General features: G+C 35.9%; 17 protein-coding genes. 10 read left to right on the top strand and 7 right to left on the bottom strand.

Annotation, left to right across the window (positions count from 1 at the left end):
* Positions 1–12: 12 nt before the first annotated feature.
* Positions 13–885, top strand: a complete 873-nt coding sequence (locus A9G24_RS05210) for a hypothetical protein (protein ID WP_065638084.1) — start codon at positions 13–15, stop codon at positions 883–885.
* Positions 886–1,023: 138 nt separating this feature from the next.
* Here A9G24_RS05210 and A9G24_RS05205 read toward each other — a convergent pair whose 3' ends face one another.
* Positions 1,024–1,950: an L-lactate dehydrogenase gene (locus A9G24_RS05205; protein WP_065638083.1), complete on the bottom strand. Its 927-nt coding sequence runs from the start codon at positions 1,948–1,950 to the stop codon at positions 1,024–1,026.
* Between the two features lie 204 nt (positions 1,951–2,154).
* Here A9G24_RS05205 and A9G24_RS05200 point away from each other — a divergent pair, with 204 nt between their 5' ends.
* The 5 genes from A9G24_RS05200 (at position 2,155) to A9G24_RS05180 (ending at position 8,062) form a co-directional block, all read left to right on the top strand.
* Complete coding sequence (locus A9G24_RS05200) at positions 2,155–4,155, top strand: autotransporter outer membrane beta-barrel domain-containing protein (RefSeq protein ID WP_065638082.1); 2,001 nt, start codon at positions 2,155–2,157, stop codon at positions 4,153–4,155.
* Between the two features lie 459 nt (positions 4,156–4,614).
* Positions 4,615–5,466 (top strand): metal ABC transporter substrate-binding protein, encoded by an 852-nt coding sequence (locus A9G24_RS05195; RefSeq protein WP_141673083.1) that lies wholly within the window; start codon positions 4,615–4,617, stop codon positions 5,464–5,466.
* Complete coding sequence (locus tag A9G24_RS05190; protein WP_065638080.1) at positions 5,466–6,359, top strand: manganese/iron ABC transporter ATP-binding protein; 894 nt, start codon at positions 5,466–5,468, stop codon at positions 6,357–6,359. Before A9G24_RS05195 ends, A9G24_RS05190 begins: the two co-directional genes overlap by 1 nt.
* 3 nt (positions 6,360–6,362) lie before the next feature.
* The gene (locus A9G24_RS05185; protein ID WP_065638079.1) at positions 6,363–7,229 is read left to right on the top strand and encodes a metal ABC transporter permease; all 867 of its coding nucleotides are present in this window, start codon (positions 6,363–6,365) and stop codon (positions 7,227–7,229) included.
* Positions 7,226–8,062 carry a metal ABC transporter permease gene (locus A9G24_RS05180; RefSeq protein ID WP_065638078.1) on the top strand — a complete coding sequence of 279 codons (837 nt, stop codon included), beginning with the start codon at positions 7,226–7,228 and terminating at the stop codon, positions 8,060–8,062. Before A9G24_RS05185 ends, A9G24_RS05180 begins: the two co-directional genes overlap by 4 nt.
* A 112-nt stretch (positions 8,063–8,174) precedes the next feature.
* Here the strand turns inward: A9G24_RS05180 and dnaB are convergent, their stop codons facing one another.
* The 4 genes from dnaB to A9G24_RS05160 all read right to left on the bottom strand — a co-directional run bounded on the left by dnaB (position 8,175) and on the right by A9G24_RS05160 (position 12,765).
* Positions 8,175–9,599 carry a replicative DNA helicase gene (dnaB, locus tag A9G24_RS05175; protein WP_065586522.1) on the bottom strand — a complete coding sequence of 475 codons (1,425 nt, stop codon included), beginning with the start codon at positions 9,597–9,599 and terminating at the stop codon, positions 8,175–8,177.
* Between the two features lie 48 nt (positions 9,600–9,647).
* Positions 9,648–10,439, bottom strand: coding sequence for a tRNA pseudouridine(38-40) synthase TruA (gene truA, locus A9G24_RS05170; protein ID WP_065638077.1), 792 nt, complete (start codon positions 10,437–10,439; stop codon positions 9,648–9,650).
* Positions 10,426–11,445, bottom strand: coding sequence for an aspartate-semialdehyde dehydrogenase (locus A9G24_RS05165; RefSeq protein WP_065638076.1), 1,020 nt, complete (start codon positions 11,443–11,445; stop codon positions 10,426–10,428). Before A9G24_RS05165 ends, truA begins: the two co-directional genes overlap by 14 nt.
* Positions 11,446–11,754: 309 nt before the next feature.
* On the bottom strand, positions 11,755–12,765 hold the full coding sequence (locus tag A9G24_RS05160) for a hypothetical protein (RefSeq protein ID WP_065638075.1): 1,011 nt from the start codon (positions 12,763–12,765) through the stop codon (positions 11,755–11,757).
* Between the two features lie 307 nt (positions 12,766–13,072).
* Here A9G24_RS05160 and A9G24_RS05155 point away from each other — a divergent pair, with 307 nt between their 5' ends.
* Both A9G24_RS05155 and rlmKL read left to right on the top strand, forming a co-directional pair.
* A complete protein-coding gene (locus A9G24_RS05155) occupies positions 13,073–14,119 on the top strand; it encodes a LacI family DNA-binding transcriptional regulator (RefSeq protein WP_065638074.1) in 1,047 nt (348 codons plus the stop codon).
* Positions 14,120–14,685: 566 nt separating this feature from the next.
* Positions 14,686–16,806 carry a bifunctional 23S rRNA (guanine(2069)-N(7))-methyltransferase RlmK/23S rRNA (guanine(2445)-N(2))-methyltransferase RlmL gene (gene rlmKL, locus A9G24_RS05150; protein WP_065638073.1) on the top strand — a complete coding sequence of 707 codons (2,121 nt, stop codon included), beginning with the start codon at positions 14,686–14,688 and terminating at the stop codon, positions 16,804–16,806.
* A 394-nt stretch (positions 16,807–17,200) separates the two neighbouring features.
* Here the strand turns inward: rlmKL and A9G24_RS05145 are convergent, their stop codons facing one another.
* Complete coding sequence (locus A9G24_RS05145) at positions 17,201–17,629, bottom strand: universal stress protein (protein WP_065586492.1); 429 nt, start codon at positions 17,627–17,629, stop codon at positions 17,201–17,203.
* A 168-nt stretch (positions 17,630–17,797) separates the two neighbouring features.
* Here A9G24_RS05145 and A9G24_RS05140 point away from each other — a divergent pair, with 168 nt between their 5' ends.
* Together A9G24_RS05140 and A9G24_RS05135 are read left to right on the top strand one after the other, a co-directional pair.
* Complete coding sequence (locus tag A9G24_RS05140; RefSeq protein WP_065638072.1) at positions 17,798–18,124, top strand: GNAT family N-acetyltransferase; 327 nt, start codon at positions 17,798–17,800, stop codon at positions 18,122–18,124.
* A 20-nt stretch (positions 18,125–18,144) separates the two neighbouring features.
* Positions 18,145–18,738, top strand: a complete 594-nt coding sequence (locus A9G24_RS05135; protein ID WP_065638071.1) for a Maf family protein — start codon at positions 18,145–18,147, stop codon at positions 18,736–18,738.
* A 30-nt stretch (positions 18,739–18,768) separates the two neighbouring features.
* On the opposite strand, the gene A9G24_RS05130 is transcribed toward A9G24_RS05135, so the two are convergent.
* Positions 18,769–19,152: an ATP-binding cassette domain-containing protein gene (locus tag A9G24_RS05130; protein ID WP_065638070.1), complete on the bottom strand. Its 384-nt coding sequence runs from the start codon at positions 19,150–19,152 to the stop codon at positions 18,769–18,771.
* Positions 19,153–19,276: the final 124 nt, after the last annotated feature.

Genomic DNA, 19,276 nt, shown 5'->3' with positions numbered 1-19,276 from the left:
AAAACTGCAACCATGAAAAAAATACCATTGTTATTAACTATATTGTTGTTTAGTTGGTTTAATACTAATTATACGTTCGCCAATACTCAAACTGCATCATCTCAATATAAACATAGGGAGCATTTTGCCACTTTTGATGATTTTTACCAAAGTTTACCCGTGTTATCTATGCCGTTTGATACTCATACTCTGGCTAAAGGTAAATTTGTGGATAGCAAGTTTTTTCATTTTGATGATGATGATTATCAATATTATGATAATCCCCTAGATAAAGAACGACGTTATTTTACATTAAAAGATCTTACCGCTATTGGCCGTTTTGAAATCGATAATATTCGATTTGTGCTTTATAGCCTGACCTTTGATAGTGAAGGCGAAGGAATTTTAGAGGATTTAAATGTATTAAATGCTTTTGATGAAAATGGAAAATATTTAGATGAGCTTATTTTGTCAGCCAAAACTGGGCATGAAGATCATATATTTCTTTATTCATCTTTAGCGCTTAATAATTTATTCCATGTTCATATCAACGCTGATTATTCTCTAGCTTATTTTATTGATATCAAAGATAACCATTATGACTATAAAACGAATGTTAATTTAACTTATCAATTTAAAAACAATCAATTTTGGCGAGAAGAGCATAAGCCTAATTGCCAATCTCTTGACCTTAAAGGCTATTTAAACAGCCTCGATAAAAAGCAGTTTGCTGACGTTGCTGATGTTGCTGCTTTTAATGATTATATTGCTTGCTATCCCGTATCTGAGCATCTTAATACATATAAAAAAATCGCCAGCTATATTAGAGATACCCGTTACCATTTTTTAAGTGATGCTGAGTATCATCAACTTAAAAACCAACTTAAAATCATCTTAGAAGATTAGCAGTTATATTTCAAAACTATTTCTTCTTCCATGATCGTAATAAAAACCTTGTTCGTGGCGTATTGTGTATGCAATGACGCCACAAATAGATAACGCTAGGTTAGCGCGCTATTCAAGCAATAGCGAAAATAATTTGTGCTACGATAATTTGATATGATCAATATACCCTTTTACAATATTGACACTTTTTTCAAAGAGTTGTTTTTCATTTTCGGTAAAGTCAAGCTTAATCACTTTTTTAATACCATGTTGGTCTAAAATAGCAGGAACACCAATTGCAACATTTTTATAGCCATATTCGCCGTCTAAAATACAACTCAGCGCTAATGCTCGGTGGCTATTAGTGAATATATGTTGGCAAATTTCGGTGATAGTGCTAGCTATGCCATATTCGGTGCAGTGCTTGCGGTTAGCTATTTCAAAGCCCATTTTTCGAGCTTGGGTGCCAATTTGTTCAAAATCGATTTTGTTTTTTTCTAAATCATTAAGATTAATCCCATAAACCGATGAATGAGACCAAACTGGAAACTGTGAATCACCATGTTCGCCCACAATAAAAGCGTCAATGCTTTGTGGACCTATGTCCATTTTTTCGCCCAGTAATCGACGTAATCGTACCGTATCAAGCCATACCCCTGTACCTATCACTCGGTGACGAGGTAAGCCAGATAGCTTCCAGACTTGATATGTAATGGCATCGCAAGGATTGGTGGCAATTAAAAATATACCTTTAAAACCATTGTTCATCATATCAGGTACTATGCTGGCAATGATTTTAGAGGTTCCAGCAAGCTCTTCTTCTCGGCTTTTTTGAGCTATGCCTGAAGTTACAGTGATAATCGCAATATCAATATCAGTGCAATCGGTCGATTCGCGTAAACTGACTTTAATCATATTTTGTCGATAGGCCGCCGCATCTAATAAATCTTGCGCATGTCCATAGGCTAATTCTTTATTAAGATCAACAAGTGCAATTTCTTCACAAATACCTCTGTTAACCAGTGTATAAGCCGTTGTTGATCCCACATTACCCACGCCAATAATCATCACTTTTCGCAGTTTCATACTTATCCTCCCTATTTTATTTGGATTAAAAAGGAACCATTTATTTCCCCTTATACTCTCGTTAATTAAAGATTCAAGTCAAAATGACTAATTAATGGTATTGTTAAAAATCTACAAGGTAACAATTCTATTAAGGCTAATTATTGTATAGCAATTGTTTTATTGTTAGACTGCTATTAATTATAGAAGAAAGGAAATTATTAGATGAAAAATAAAATAATTCTAGGATTAACCCTAGCCACACCATTAGCAGTAAATGCACTTGAACTACAAGGAACTCAAACCTACACTGATGAAATTAATGTCCCTGTTACTCACGATTTAAATAAAGTTCATGGAGAAATCACATCAGGTATCAGTATATTTGCTAACAGCAATACTGTTTTTGAAAAAAATGTCACAATCAATATCCAAAGAGAAGCGAATCGCACAGAAGATGGAGCATCTATTTCTGGAATAGATAATGTTTTTTTACATAACTCTGTATCATCTAGCACCATTTTTAATGGTGATCTTACAATTCATATGCAAGGACATGATTCTGATGCAATTTCTTTATTGGGAAATTCAACTGTCATCGTTAATGGAAAAACAACATTGAGTGTTAGCGATCGTGAATGGTCTGATGCTATTTTTATCTCTGATGGAAATTTAACATTAAATGGCGAATCAGTTATTGATGGTAATATTATTTCTATTGAAAATGGGGTGCTGAAAATTAATAATAAATCAATAATTAATGGCGATATCGATGCAAGTCTTGGTGGAACAATTATATTAGATTTGGCTTCTGGTTCCAAAATTGTAGGTAGAGTGTCAGGATTTGGCGATCCTGATGAAGGTGATCCTGATGCCACTGGAATTATAAAAATGAATCTTGCCAAAGGTGCTTCTTGGCAAATAACCGATGAAGATTCTTATCTTACCGAACTATCAGGACAAGGTTCGATAAAATTTGTTAATGATAATTCTAATGGTAACTATGGAGAGTTAACCATTGAGAATTTAAAAGGTGAATCAAGTTTTGATTTACGTACCAACATTACTGCTGAAAAAAGCGATAAAATTATTATTTCAAAATCAGCTGACACAAACCGCCCTATATCAGCAGAGGGAACTCATACCCTAAATTTAACAAATAATGGAGCGTCTAATACCACAGGTAAAGAAAAATTAACTTTAGTCGAAATTGATGATAATGCCACAAGTACTGCTGAATTTAAAACAAATCATAATGTTGAACTTGGTGGTTATCAATATTCCTTAAACAAAGAGGGGAACAATTATGTATTAACTGCTAATCCTATTACTTCGTCGGCAATGGCTAGTGTAGGATTTCTTAACAGTAATTACTTAATGAGTTATGTCGAAACTCAAACTCTGTTAAAACGTCTTGGCGATATGCGAACTAGTGGGCAGTTTGGCGATGTTTGGTTACGCGGTTTTTCTGGTAAGTTGGATTCATTTTCTGGCGGTAAATTAAGTAAATTTGATATGAGCTATCATGGATTCCAATTTGGTGCAGATAAACAGTTATCTGAAGACTCACCTTTTGTAGTCGGTGCTTTTGTTGGACAAACTTATGGTGATCCAGATTATCGCAAAGGGGATGGATCTTTAAAATCATTTAATACTGGTCTTTACGCAACTTATTTAAACAATGACGGATTTTATGTTGATGGTGTTGCTAAATATGCTCGTCAAAAAAATCACTTTAAGGTTAAAGATACAGCAAATAATCATGTTCAAGGAACAGGTCATACCAATGGGCTTGGTTTATCTTTGGAGCTAGGTCAGAAATTTAAATTGAATGATTTTTATATTGAACCCCAATCTCAATTATCTTACAGTCACCAAAATGCTACATCAATTAATGCTACCAACGGACTTAAAGTAAAATTAGGCAATTATAATTCGTTAATTGGTCGAGCATCAGCATTATTTGGATACGAGATCAATTCAGTCAACAATAATATCAATATCTATGCTAAAACAGGAATTGTTAGAGAATTTAATGGTGATACTTACTATAAATTAAATACAAGTAAAGAAAAACATTCATTCAAAGGCAATTGGTGGAATAATGGGGTAGGTATAACTGCACAGTTTAATCAACAACATAATATTTATTTGGATTTAGAAAGCTCACCGGGTAGCCGATTTGATTTATTACAAGTCAATGGAGGATATCGTTTTTCTTTCTAAATTACCGATTTACCAATAAAACTACATTCACATTTCCCTAAAATCCATAAACCACATAATTAAAAATATGTGGTTTATGCCAATTCATTTGATCATTTTTTTCTACTGTAACTATCATTTAAATAGATGGAATTAGCTACTATTTATTTTAGTTTTATATAAAATGAATTAAAGGCATAACTAGGTAACCAGTTAATAGAAATAGTGAGTTTTAAAAAGGATTTGACTTTTATTTATCAAATAATAATAATTCTCATTAACATTTAAATTAATTATTATTATGACTTAGTCATCATGTTTCATCATTACAAGTAATGAAATAAAAAGATATTTTCTTGATTTGTTACGGATGATCATTCGTGTCTTGCTATTTGGTTATATGTTAAACGCAAGGAGTCGCTAATGAAGTTCAATTTTTTGAAAATTTTAAGCGCTATTTTAGCCTCGTTGATTATTGTGATGGGTGTGTGCGCATCAGCCCATGCGGTAGAAAAAAAATTTAAAGTGGTTACCACCTTTACCATTATTCAAGATATCGCACAAAATATCGCTGGTGATGCTGCTGAGGTTGAGTCAATTACCAAAGCCGGTGCAGAAATTCATGAATACGATCCCACCCCGAAAGACATTACCAAAGTGCTTTCCGCCGATTTAGTGTTATGGAATGGTCTTAATTTAGAACTTTGGTTTAAACGTTTTTTTGAAGATGTCAAAGATGTCCCTTCGATTGTCGTAACAGAAGGTATTGAGCCGATGCCAATTCAAGAAGGCAGCTATAAAGGAAACCCAAATCCGCATGCTTGGATGTCACCAACGTTGGCTTTAACCTATGTTGAAAATATTCGCGCGGCGTTTGTTAAATATGATCCGCAAAATGCGGCGATTTATAATAAAAATGCGGCCGATTATATTGCTAAAATCAAAGCACTTGATGCGCCATTACGTGAGCGTTTAGCTAAAATTCCTGACGCCAAACGTTGGTTAGTTACCAGTGAAGGCGCGTTTAGCTATTTGGCTCGCGACTATAATTTCAAAGAAGCATACCTTTGGCCTATCAATGCTGAGCAACAAGGTACCCCTCAACAAGTTAGGCATTTAATTGACTTAGTTAAAGCAAATGATATTCCTGTTATTTTTAGTGAGAGTACTATTTCAGATAAACCCGCTAAACAAGTTAGCAAAGAAACCGATATTAAATATGGTGGCGTTTTGTATGTCGATTCGCTTTCAACTAAAAATGGTCCTGTACCCACTTATATTGATCTTCTAAAAGTGACCGTTGAAACTATCGCTAAAGGATTTGAAAAATAATGACTCAAATTTGCTTGAATGTTGATGATATCACCGTGACTTATAATAATGGTCATACCGCAATTTATGATGCTAGCTTTCGCTTAAATGGTGGCACTATCTGCGCGTTAGTCGGCGTTAATGGTAGCGGTAAATCGACATTATTTAAGAGCATTATGGGGATGGTTCGTCCAACTCGTGGTCATGTCACATTTAATGATATGTCAGTTAAGCAGACCTTAAAACAAAATATCATTGCCTATGTGCCACAAACCGAAGAAGTCGATTGGGATTTTCCTGTGCTCGTATCAGATGTGGTCATGATGGGGCGATATGGACATATGTCCTTTTTGCGTATTCCAAGTAAAGAGGATAAAAAACAAGTCGATCTTGCCCTTGAGCGCGTCAATATGCTCGATTTTAAACATCGTCAAATTGGTGAGCTGTCAGGTGGGCAAAAAAAACGGGTATTTTTAGCTCGAGCGTTAGCTCAGCAAGGTAAAGTGCTGTTGTTAGATGAACCTTTTACTGGGGTTGATGTTAAAACTGAAAATGCCATTATTGATCTGTTGAAAGATCTGCGTAAAGAAGGTCATTTGATTTTAGTTTCAACTCATAACTTAGGCAGTGTACCCGAATTTTGCGATCACGTGGTATTAATTAATCAAACTGTTTTGGCCTTTGGTCCAACTAAAACAACCTTTACACCACAAAATTTAATGACTACCTTTGGTGGTGCCCTGCGTTACCTGAGTTTATCGGGCGAACAATTGCATGATGATGAAGATCCTCGTAAAGTATCGATCTTAACCGACGATGAACGTGCTGCAATTTTTTATGGGGAAGGTAAGCATGATTCACCTCATCGAGATTTGCTGGTTGACCCTCACGATAATGAACCAAAAGGGCAATAATAAATGGAACTGTTACTTGAACCATTCACCTATGGTTTTATGTTAAAAGCAATTTGGGTAAGTAGTATTGTCGGTGCTGCCTGTGCTTTTTTATCGGCTTTTTTAATGTTAAAAGGTTGGTCACTAATGGGCGATGCGCTTTCGCATTCCGTTGTGCCTGGGGTTGCCGGGGCTTATGCGTTGGGGTTGCCTTATTCTGTTGGTGCGTTTTTTACTGGATTACTCGCTGCACTAGCAATTACGCTCGTGCGAGCCTTTACACGATTAAAAGCAGACGCCATTATCGGTTTTATCTTTTCAACCTTTTTTGCTGTCGGTTTGTTAATTATTTCGCTTAATCCAACATCAATCAATGCGCAAACCATTATATTTGGTAATATTCTAGGGATTGATGATAGTGATATGTGGCAAGTGCAAATTATTATTTTGGTGTCATTTATATTACTTTTCTTTTTTTGGAAAGATTTGTTAGTGGTTTTTTTTGATGAAACCCATGCCCGATCCATTGGATTAAAACCACTACCGTTAAAAATCCTATTTTTTACCATTTTAAGCGCCTGTACCGTTGCAGCACTACAAACTGTTGGCGCCATTTTAGTAATTGCTATGGTTGTTACACCTGGAGCAACCGCTTACTTATTGACTAATCGATTTTCGTACTTATTGATTATTTCGGTTCTAATTGGCGCTATAACAAGTGCTATTGGCGCTTGGATCAGTTACTTTTTAAATGGCGAAACTGGTGGCGTTATTGTTACGTTGCAAACGCTAATATTTATTGCTGCATTCTTATTTGCTCCACAGCGAGGGTTAATTGTAAATCGCTTTAGGATACGCCAAAGCCGTTTAAATAAAAGGAGGCAGGTATGACAGAGTTTTGGGAATATATCTATTATCCGCTTACTCTTCCTCTTATTCAGCGCGCAATTTTCGCTTCGTTAGCAACCGGTATTGTGTGTGCCCTACTATCTTGTTTTTTAGTGTTAAAAGGCTGGTCGTTAATGGGCGATGCGATTTCGCATGCGGTTTTACCCGGCATTGTGCTGGCATATGTAGCAGGTATTCCTATTATCATTGGTGCTTTTGCTTCAGGCCTATTTTGCTCAGTTGCAACAGGTTACATTAAAGAAAACAGCCGAATCAAAGAAGATACGGTCATGGGAATTGTGTTTTCAGGGATGTTTGCTTTTGGTTTAGTATTATTTTCTAAGGTGGATACGTCGCAACATTTAAATCATATTCTATTTGGTAGTGTGCTTGGCACCAGTTATGACGAGCTTAAACAGATCATCATCATTGCTGTAATTGTGTCGCTTTTAATTATTATTAAACGCCGTGATCTGATGCTCTATTGCTTCGACCCAGTGCAAGCTAAAGTTGTAGGGCTGCCCGTTAAGCTACTACATTATGGTTTGTTGAGTGTTTTGGCTTTAACTATTGTAGGATCATTAAAAGTTGCTGGGATGATTTTAGTTATTGCGATGTTGATAGCGCCGGGCATCACTGCTTTTTCGTTAAGTAAACGCTTTGAATGGATGCTAGTGATTGCCGTATTGGTTTCGACATTTTCAACGGTGATGGGCACCTTGATAAGTTACTATGTAGATGCGTCAACCAGCGCTTGTATCGTTATTTTACAAGCAACTCTTTTTTTATTTGCCCAAACTTACCAGTTTGTTGCTCACAAAAAAGCGCACCGTTAAAGTAATTTTTGAAACTACCATTAAAACTGCTTTTTAATAGCGATAAAAACAACAGCGTAAATAGAGTTGTAAACCTATTTACGCTGTTATTGATGCTTATTACTTTTAATTTTTACTCATCATCTAGGTATTTACTGTTATCTGCATAATTATCAAAACGTGAAAACTGACCTTGGAATTTTAATCGTACTTTACCAATTGGACCGTTTCGTTGTTTTCCTAAAATGATTTCGGCAATACCTTTATGTTCAGACGCTTCGTTATACACCTCGTCACGATAGATAAACATAATCACATCGGCATCTTGTTCGATAGATCCCGATTCACGTAAATCTGAGTTAACCGGTCTTTTATCAGCACGTTGCTCTAAGCTACGGTTAAGCTGTGATAGTGCAACGACAGGAATTTGTAACTCTTTTGCCAAAGCTTTTAGTGAGCGCGATATTTCGGCAATTTCTAGGGTACGATTTTCAGAGATATTCGGCACGCGCATAAGTTGTAAGTAATCGACCATAATCATACTTAACCCTTTATGCTCACGATAAATACGTCTGGCTCTTGAACGTAACTCCATTGGCGTTAAGCCAGATGAGTCATCAATATAGATATTTTTCTTTTCCAGCAATAAGCCCATAGTGCTTGAAATTCTTGCCCAATCATCATCTTGTAGTTGCCCTGTCCGAATTCGGGTTTGGTCAACACGCGAAAGTGACGCTAACATACGCATCATAATTTGTTCTGATGGCATTTCTAAGCTGAATATTAATACAGGCTTTTCTTGCTCTAGGGCAGCATTTTCACACAAATTCATGGCAAATGTGGTTTTACCCATTGATGGCCTTGCCGCTATAATAATTAAATCGGAACGTTGCAAACCAGCCGTTTTTTTATCTAAATCAATGTAACCAGTTGAAACCCCTGTCACACCATCATGCGGGCGTTGGAACAATTCTTCAATTTTAGCAACCGTTGCTTCTAACACTTCGGTTATACTTTTTGGACCCTCGCCTTGTTTAGTCCGGCTTTCAGCAATTTGGAAGATTTTACTTTCCGCCAAGTCTAAAATTTCGGTACTATCGCGCCCTTCGGTAGCATAACAGTTATCAGCAATATCATTTGATGCACTGATTAATTCGCGCAAAATCGCTTGTTGGCGAATAATATCGCTATAAGCAACAACATTAATCGCACTTGGGGTGTTTTTAGAAAGCTCCGCCAAATAAGCAAAACCACCTACATCGGCTAATAGGTCTTTACTTTCAAGACTTTCTGAAAGGGTAATTAAATCTATTGGTGTCCCTTTGCTGACCAAGGTATGCATTTCAGAAAAAATCAATTGATGATGACGCGAGTAAAAATCCCGCTCAGTGATCATTTCAGATACCGCATCCCAACGTTGATTATCAAGCATCAAGCTACCCAGCACCGCTTGTTCAGCTTCGATTGAGTGCGGTGGAAGCTTGATATTGTGCAGATTTGATTTTTTCGTATCTTGATTTTTATAATCTCTGTTTGTGCTTGTTCGATCAGTATTCATGACATTCATCTTTTGTTCTAAATTGAATTTATTGCTAAACTACGTTGCTTATTTTAAAAATAATGGACCTAAACTCGGATCGGGTATTTGGTATTCGGATGGATAATCCACCTGAACTAAATATAATCCTTCCGGTTTTGCTGTTGCAGCGGCTTGCGTTCTGTCCTTAGCTTGCAGAAGTTCATCAATCCACTCTGGACGCTGATTACCCGCACCAACTTCAAGTAAACTCCCCACAATATTGCGTACCATATGGTGCACAAATGCATTAGCTTTAATATCAACAATAATATATGTACCTTGCCTTGTCACTTCAATGTGATGAATATTGCGCCAAGGCGTTCTTGATTGGCATTGAGCTGCTCGAAATGATGAAAAGTCGTTTTCACCTAATAAATACTGCGCAGCTTGGTGCATTAATATTTCGTTTAATGGCAAATAATAATGTGACACCCCTTTAGCTAAAATAGCTGGACGATAGCGATGATTATAGATCACATAACGGTAACGTCGAGCTGTCGCACTAAACCTTGCATGAAAACTATCCTCAACTATTTGTGACCAGCGCACTGCAATATTATCCGGTAAATGCGAATTACCCCCCATTGTCCAAGCACTCGGTGAGCGCTCAGCTTGGGTTTCAAAATGCACAACTTGTCCTGTCGCATGCACGCCAGCATCGGTTCGACCCGCACAAAATACGTTGATTGGCTCATTAGCAATAATGGATAACGCAGATTCTAGCCTTTCTTGGATAGAATCGACAGACTGCTGGCGTTGCCAGCCAAAATAACCACTGCCATCATATTCAATACCAAGGGCAATTTTATATATAGTCATTAATGAGGATCTCAAGCGTCTCAATTAACATCAATGCCCCTAAATAACGAATATTATCGGCTACTGACCAAAATTGAATTTGTTCATAATGACCATAACTGTGTCTTAGATTTGCCAACTTTATAACCAAATTGTGTTCTGATTCGGTACTCACTTCGGTCACTGGCGTTGGCAAATTATCGCCTTGCACTTCAACACCAAATTCACCAAAGCGTGCCATATCTAATTCAATTGGCAAACTACTTGATACATTAATGGCTTGTGACACGCCATAAAACACGGGCACAATCACTGACTCGATAGAAACAGGAAGTTCATAATTACTCAATACTTTACGGATTTGATCAACTTGGGATTTTTCTCCAAGTATTGCATTGTGATGTTCGTGTGATACCGGTAATAAATTAAAAGCTAATTGCTTATCAAATAGTTGATTATCAACCGGCATACCATTTAACAAGCGGGCACTTTGCCCTGCCAGTTCATTCACGCCAGATTTGCCATACAATGATGCTGGGATAAAACTAGTCGCATGTAAATTTGTTAATAATTCCATATCAGTTAACGAAGCAACACAACGCAACAACTGACACACTGTGGCACTAGCAACGGCGATAATGTTTTCATTACGGTATTCGGTCAATACACTATTATTAACTTTAGGTACCACTAATGGAATATGATCTTGCTGAGCAAAATAACCACTTGCATCAATCACTACACACCCCGATTCTGCTGCGACTTGCGCATACTTTTCACTGGTTTTAGCATCAACAACAAAAAAAGCAAAATGGCACTCGCTCCAGTCCATTTGTGTACTGTCAATCACTGTTAAATTTTTGCCAGCAAAACGAACAATTTCGTCAGCACTGTTATCGCTACCCACTAGATAGAGATTTTCAATTTTTAGACTACTGTCTTGTAAACTACGTTGCTGTAGCAACTCAACTAGCGCAGAGCCAACTTGGCCTGTCGCCCCCACAATAGCAATATTCCATGCAGACATATTTATAAACCCAATAAAAAATTTAGCGGTAATTATATCACTTTATTATCAAAGATAGCGGAAAAAGATACATGACAATAGCATTAGATGAATAGATTTAATTTGACTGTGATTATGAACATTAAAACGATAAGCCATCATTAAGATGGCTTTGTTGGATAATACTCGAAAATGAATTTAGCAGTTTATATTTTCACAGGTTATTTGACTATTTAAACAAATAAGATGATTTTTTAGTCTTCACCAATAACGAATTATCTTTTACTAATAAAATTTATACTTAATTATTATATTGATTGCCAAATAATACTAATTGGCTAACTCATCTTCCACATGTTTGATTGCCTGCCGATGTTGATCAATTAAGCAAGTCAAAACTTTGTCTAAATAAGGTTCAATATCACTTTCATAAATCGGCGCTGGTGTAATTAAACACGCTGTATTTATATTTTGTTTTAATGCCAGCAATGAATCTTGCTGTTGTTTTTTATTATCAAGCTGCTTTACTTTCTCTTTTAGCTGATCTTGATAATAACGATAGACTCTAAAATCAAGACTATAATCAGAAGATCCATTTTTAGCTGATTGATTAAACAGTGCAATGGACTCTTCTAATGTTAAACCATATTCAACAGCGCCTTCGTGAAATTTAGTATTAAATTGGTTAGGATAAATAATTTGATAAGTTGCTTCTGGCATGTTGATTTGCATCTCTTTAAGCCCAAATTTCATATTACTCGAGTCAATATTGTAATGCTTCCATAATGTAGGAAACGTCCCTGACTCAGACTCAATCGGTTCTGATTTTATTGACAATAATGTGTAAATATCGCCACTTGGGGCAATGTAGTAATGCTGATAGCCATTCCAAAGAGTAGGATTATTAGAAAAAGAATTATTTGCTAAAAAAAGCTTATCAATTACCTGATTTTTGCTGATTAAAGATAACGTAATATCTCGCCCTGAATGAGGTAAATCTTCCTCGTTTTTATTCTTAGGATTAATTGGGCTAATGCTTAATTTTAGTTGAAAATCATTACCATTATAGACAATAGGATCATCATCAATTAATTTATCTAACTGTTTAAAATCAAATTTCAAATTGTTGAGTGGGCAACGGCTATCATATTTTAGCTTTTCTTTTTTATCGAGTTGATGATATTCATCTTCGTTTCTAGCGCAATCTTGTTGCAATTGGTGCATATCAACACTCATAAAAAATGGTTCACCACGATATTTAGGGCTAATATCAAGTAATTGCCCCCAGGCACAATAACTAAACATAAATAAAATTGCAGCCAATAAAAATTTCAGTTTCATATAAAATTCCTTTTATCCATCTTATTTTGTATGGCTTGATTCTATCTTTTTTGTTAATAGAATAAAACACTAATCTGTACCTAAATTTTTAATAATCATTCTTTTATTCAAGTAGATCGTCCACACTATATAACATGGTTATATTACTTATGCCATAGCTTTAATAAAACATATCCATTTAAACTTCTTTAGATATCTGTCATAGATATTTTGGAACATAGATCGACAAAACAAAATTTGATCGCTTACAAATCAATCTAATATCGGTAAAGTAATAAGTCACTTTAATCCACTTTTAAGCGTGATTATGACAAAAATTACCCTATCAACGATTGCCAAAAAAGCTAATATTTCTGTTGCTTCAGTTTCTCGAGCATTAAAAAAGCCACATTTAACATCGCCTAAAACTCAGTTACGTGTTTATCAAGCGATTGAAGCGTTAAATATGGACACATCAAAAAATCTCAACCCCTATCAACCAATACATAACAGTAAAAAGATATTAATTATTGATAACCAACTGTTTTCAAAAAGCTTAATCAATATTGGTTTAGAGCAAGTTTTAAAAGAAGAACAGTATCAACTGTTTTATCTGCAGTTTCCTTATAATAGAAAAAGTGATATCCATCATATTATTCGTTATGTGGCACAAAATGCCTTTGATGGGATTATTATTATCAATGATGCCCCCTACTTAAAAACACTGTTCTCTTACAAAAGCACATTACCACCGATTGTATTAGTTAATCATTTTTCACTTGATTTTGTTTGTGTTCACTTTGACCATTTATTCATTGGATATCAAATGACGCAATATTTGATTGATAATCATCATAACCAAATTGCCATTTTACTTAATGATGACAAAACGATGAATTCAGTACTTTTGCAGCAGGGTTATAAGCAAGCTTTGTTACGCGCAAATATTACTATCGAACCCAGGTATATTATTCAAGGCTGCTTTACCTATCAACATGCTAGATCGGCTATCAAAAAATTAATAAATGGCACAAAATCACCCACTGCTGTGATTTGTGCCGATAACTTTAGCTTAAATCACTTACACGAAAATCATTTTAAAGAGCAACACCATCGATCACCTGATAGCATGGTTTGGGGAGCATTACATCAAGCCAATGAAAGTAAAGCAAATCTCACTAAACCGCTTACGATATCGTATTTTAGTGCATCTAAAGAACTTAAATACAATGAGTTAGATAGTTTATGCAAAATTTGTAAACCTTTGTTTAAAATGGGTAAACAGTCAGCTTCCTTACTGTGTGACATTATTAAAGGTACAATAAAACCCATTAAACATTGTACAATCATTAACGCTGAATCGATATTTTATTAATGTTTGAGATGCTCGGTTTTTACTAAACTTATTTTGATTAACGTCGATTGTGGAACTTGCCTTGTAGATTTAAACTATGCAATTGGGCATGATTAACGTTTCATACCCATTTTACTTACCAAATGCGTTTGATCGTCTTCACTGCAAATAGCAATCGTGCCTTCTGATACCACACATGTAAAAATAATTCAGGATTCTATACCGTTTGGTGATGAATTGGGACTTCGCAGTCTCTTTTTATTAAAACAGTTAAAACGTATGATAACTAGCATATCAATCAAACATTCACAAAATCGGCTAGCCAACTAAATTACAAGGTGATTCCATTATTATTTCAGTACTAAATGCAATCATTAACAAACATTTACGCGAGATCTTACTCGCCTATTTTAAACTGATGGGATATTACAAATTTTATCTGTACTTAAATGTATAGATTTTATTAAACTTCCTTACAAAATTATTATCACTCATTAAACAATATTTTTGTTAAATTCAGCCTTTATTTCCCACTATTACAATTAGTCGGTATAATGCCTGCAATTTTATTGTAAAGTGGATTATGCATGAAAACGCTATTTGCCAGCACATCTCGCGGGCTTGAAGAGTTATTAAAAAAAGAGTTAGAACAAATTGGTTCAACCAATTGTAAAATTACGCAAGGCGGTGTCTATTTTGATGCCAACGAAACAACTTTATATCAATCACTATTATGGTCACGTTTAGCATCACGCATTTTATTGCCAATAGCCGAATTTGATATCTATAGTGATTTAGATCTCTATTCTTGCGTGTTTAATATTAAATGGACTGATATTTTTGCTGTCGATAACACTTTTGTGATTAACTTTGTTGGTGTTAACGAGTTTATTCGTAATAGCCAATATGGTGCGCTTAAGATCAAAGATGCCATTGTCGATCATTTTTTACGTCATACCAACCAACGCCCTAATGTGGCGAAGCAAGATCCTGATATTCGGTTTCATGCTTATTTAAATAAAAACCGTGTTACACTGTCTTTAGATTTGAGTGGTAATAGCTTACATGAGCGTGGTTATCGCCAGCAAACAGGGCAAGCACCATTAAAAGAGACCCTTGCTGCTGCCATTATTATGCGTTCAGGTTGGCAAAGTGATGAACCCCTACTTGATCCAATGTGTGGTTCGGGCACGCTATTGATTGAAGCGGCGATGATTGCATCAAAAATTCCACCGGGATTACAACGCAAACAATGGGGATTTTTTGCTTGGAAAGGATTTAAGCCTACTTTGTGGAATTCGCTGTTATTTTCAGCTAAACAAAATGTTTGCAAACCCAATACTCCATTTATTGGTTACGATAATAACCCAGCAGTACTTGAACGAGCCAAACAAAATGCCATCCAAGCAGGTGTGGGGGATTTAATTACGTTTTCGATGCAAGATGTTACGCAATTAATGAATCCATTACTAGCACAAACAACAGGCATGATTATTAGTAATCCACCTTATGGTGAACGCCTAGAAAGTGAGCCTGCGCTTATTGCTTTACATACCGCTCTCGGTCGGCAAATTAAACAAAATTTTGGTGGGTGGAAATTATCGCTATTTAGCGGCGCACCGCAGTTATTAGATTGCTTACAAATGCGAGCAGACAGACAATTCAAAGCCAAAAATGGTCCACTGGACTGTATACAAAAAAATTATGTCATTGCTCAGCGTAACACTGAAAATCCAATCAATAATCCAACGTTGCCAGCTGCCGATTTTGCTAATCGATTACGCAAAAATAAGCAAAAGTTAGAAAAATGGGCTGCTCAAGAACAGCTAGAATGCTATCGACTTTATGATGCGGATTTGCCTGAATATAACGTCGCTATTGATCGTTACAAAGATAAAATAGTCATGCAAGAATACGCCGCACCAAAAAACATCGACCCACAAAAAACGCGCCAGCGACTTTTTGATATTATCAATGCGACCATATCAGTACTTGAGCTTACCGCCGATCAGCTAGTATTAAAAACGCGTGAAAAGCAAAAAGGCAAACAGCAATATCAAAAATTAGGGCAAAAGCAGGACTATTTTTTAGTACATGAATACCCAATTAATCAGCGCCAAACCACATTTTGGGTCAATGTGACCGATTATTTAGATACCGGCTTGTTTTTAGATCATCGTTTAGCGCGAAAAATGATTGGTGAAATGAGTGCCGGCAAGGACTTTTTAAATCTATTTGCCTATACAGGTAGCGCAACGGTTTATGCTGGACTTGGTGGCGCAAAATCAACCACTACAGTCGATATGTCTCGCACCTATTTGGAATGGGCTGATCGTAATTTAAAACAAAATGGTTTAACCGGTAAAAAGCATCGATTAATTCAGGCCGATTGTTTGCTTTATTTATCTCAGGCTGATGAGCAATTCGATTTAATTTTTATCGATCCGCCGACATTTTCAAATTCAAAACGCATGAACGATACTTTTGATGTACAGCGTGACCATCTAAAATTAATGACCGATCTTAAACGCCTATTAAGACCTAATGGGACTATTATCTTTTCGAATAATAAGCGTGGTTTTAAAATGGATAGTGTTGGTATGCAAAACCTAGGGTTATCTTATCAAGAAATTACCCATAAAACGTTATCACTTGATTTTAAGCGTAATAAACAAATTCACTGCTGTTTTATTGTAAAACATCAGTAGAGAAAGCGGGGAAACAGCTAGGTATGCAATTGATTTTATTTTAGTTTTATAACAACTTTGAAATAAAAAATTGAATAAAATCAATGCACTACCTGAACACCTTTATAGAAACACGAAAAGCCAGCAAAACACCCAATCCCAAACCAAATACGGAATCGACCGTTAAAATGTGTCGATAACCAAGAAACGAAAAGAAGTTAGCCTTGCTAACTCCACTTTGTGAATATCTCTCAGAAGGTTTATTAAAAGGAGGACATATATCCTCCCTTAATTCGGGCGTTATCATCGTATAAAAATGCTCACCGAATCTTATAACACTTGATACCTGCGACCATCCCCAAAAACAATGCAGATAGGATATTGATTTTAAGTATTTTATTCTTAAAAGACTCTTCTACCTGATCACCAATACCGCAGTTTTAGCACCACGTACTACACCTGACGCATTCGATCCTAAAAGATGCGTTGAGATATTAGGACGGCGTGATCCTAGAATAATTAAATCAGGTTGAATTTCTTCCGCTAAGCGGAGAATTTCATCCCTTGGATGACCAAATGCAATAGAAAACGATAAATTTTCACGTGGTAAATTAATCGAGTCAATCAGTTTGTGCAAGTGCTGTTCTGTCTGCACTGTGGCTTTATCCTTAAATTCGTCAAAACCAAAGGAGTAAGCATTCACAATAGCTGATGCAACTGGTAATGTATGAAAAAAGATAACTTCGGCATTAGACAATTTGGCTAAGTACTCTACATGTGGGATGACTTTTTTAGTTAATTCTTCTTCAAGCACATCGATAGGAACCAAAATTTTTTTGTACATAACTCCCCCCTTGCTTTGTTATAGTTTCAATGTTTCGATTATATATTCAATGATAGATAAAAGATGTTTGACTTAGTCACTATGATACGCATTTTAAATGTAATCCTTAATTATTTTTTATTCGATTTATGATAAAGATCAGCATGAGTCGCATTATTTATCGTTTTGATGTCAAACCAACACTCGAACAAGCCATCACATTTTTTTGTCACTGCACGTTTTCAAGCTATATTAGATAATACCAATTTTATTGTAACTGCTTGGCATGATGATAAACTGATTAGTATTGCGCGTTGTTTAACGGATTTTGTTTATATCACTTATCTAGCCGATCTCGCGGTGGTTAAAGATTATCAACGACAAGGCATCGGCAAGCAATTAATAAAAGAAGTGAAAAACAATACTGGTAAAGCATGTCCAATTACCCTACTGGTTGTACCACAGGTGGTTGATTATTATGTTCATATCGGTTTTAATGCACATCATTCAGCCTGAATTTTAAGAGAAAACCAAAAATGAGAATCATTTTAGCATCAACATCAGCATCGCGTAAAAAAGTGCTCGAAAAATTAGCCATCCCTTTTGAGTGTGTGCCCCCTATATGCGATGAAATACCGCTAGCCGGTGAGTCAGCCCAGCAATTGGTGGTTCGGCTAGCAAAACAAAAAGCCCAATCATTAGCGACGCAATTTGCTGATAGTTTAATTATTGGTTCGGATCAAGTCGGCGTGTTAGACGGTAATATGGTTTGCAAACCGCATACGATTGATAATGCCCGACAACAGCTTCGACAAAGCAGCGGTAAAGCCTTCTATTTTTATACTGGCATGTCGGTAATTAACACCAAAACACAACAACAAACCACCATTTGCGAACCGTTTAAGGTGACCTTTCGGCACTTAACTGATCCAGAAATTGATGCCTACATTAGCAAAGAGATGCCTTTGCAATGTGCTGGCAGTTTTAAATGTGATGAACTTGGCATTACCCTGTTTGATAAGCTAGAAGGCGATGATATTCATTCACTCGTTGGATTGCCGTTATTAAAACTCAATAAAATTATGATTGAAATGGGCTGTAATCCGTTATTAATGTCGTCAGTCAGCTAGCCCTCCCCTTTTAATTGCCAATATGATGCATTAGTCAAGTAATCGCCCTACTGACATTTTCATGATTTTTCGGCTATAACGGGCAACATCTTTATCATGAGTAATCATCAATAAGGCGGTGCCTTGTTGATGAATTTCGCTAAGTAATTGCATGATTTCAGTTGCACTTTCTTGGTCAAGATCGCTGTTTGGCTCGTCGGCAATAATTATTTTCAGATGACAACTCAGCGCCCGTAAAATAGCAATACGACGCATCTCACCACCTGACATATTGGCTGGATAGGTATTTTGCAAATCACTTATTTCGACTTTTTCAAGCAGGCTTTGTGCATAACTTAGGCTAGTTTGATTTGGTCGTTTGGTTAGATAAAAGGATGATCGGATATTGTCAAGCGCCGTTAAATTAGGTAGCAATCTTATTCTTTATCAATAAAATTTATTAAATCATTAAATTTAAAATAATTTCATTCCGAAACGGTATAGATTCCTGAATATTTTTAATAAGAATTACGTTTTTTAATAAAGAAATACCTTGTTT

Source organism: Gilliamella sp. App6-5 (assembly GCF_001690525.1).
Classification (GTDB): domain Bacteria; phylum Pseudomonadota; class Gammaproteobacteria; order Enterobacterales; family Orbaceae; genus Gilliamella; species Gilliamella apicola_H.
Note: the sequence above shows the minus strand (reverse complement) of the source record. Positions and strands in the feature narration are given on the sequence as shown.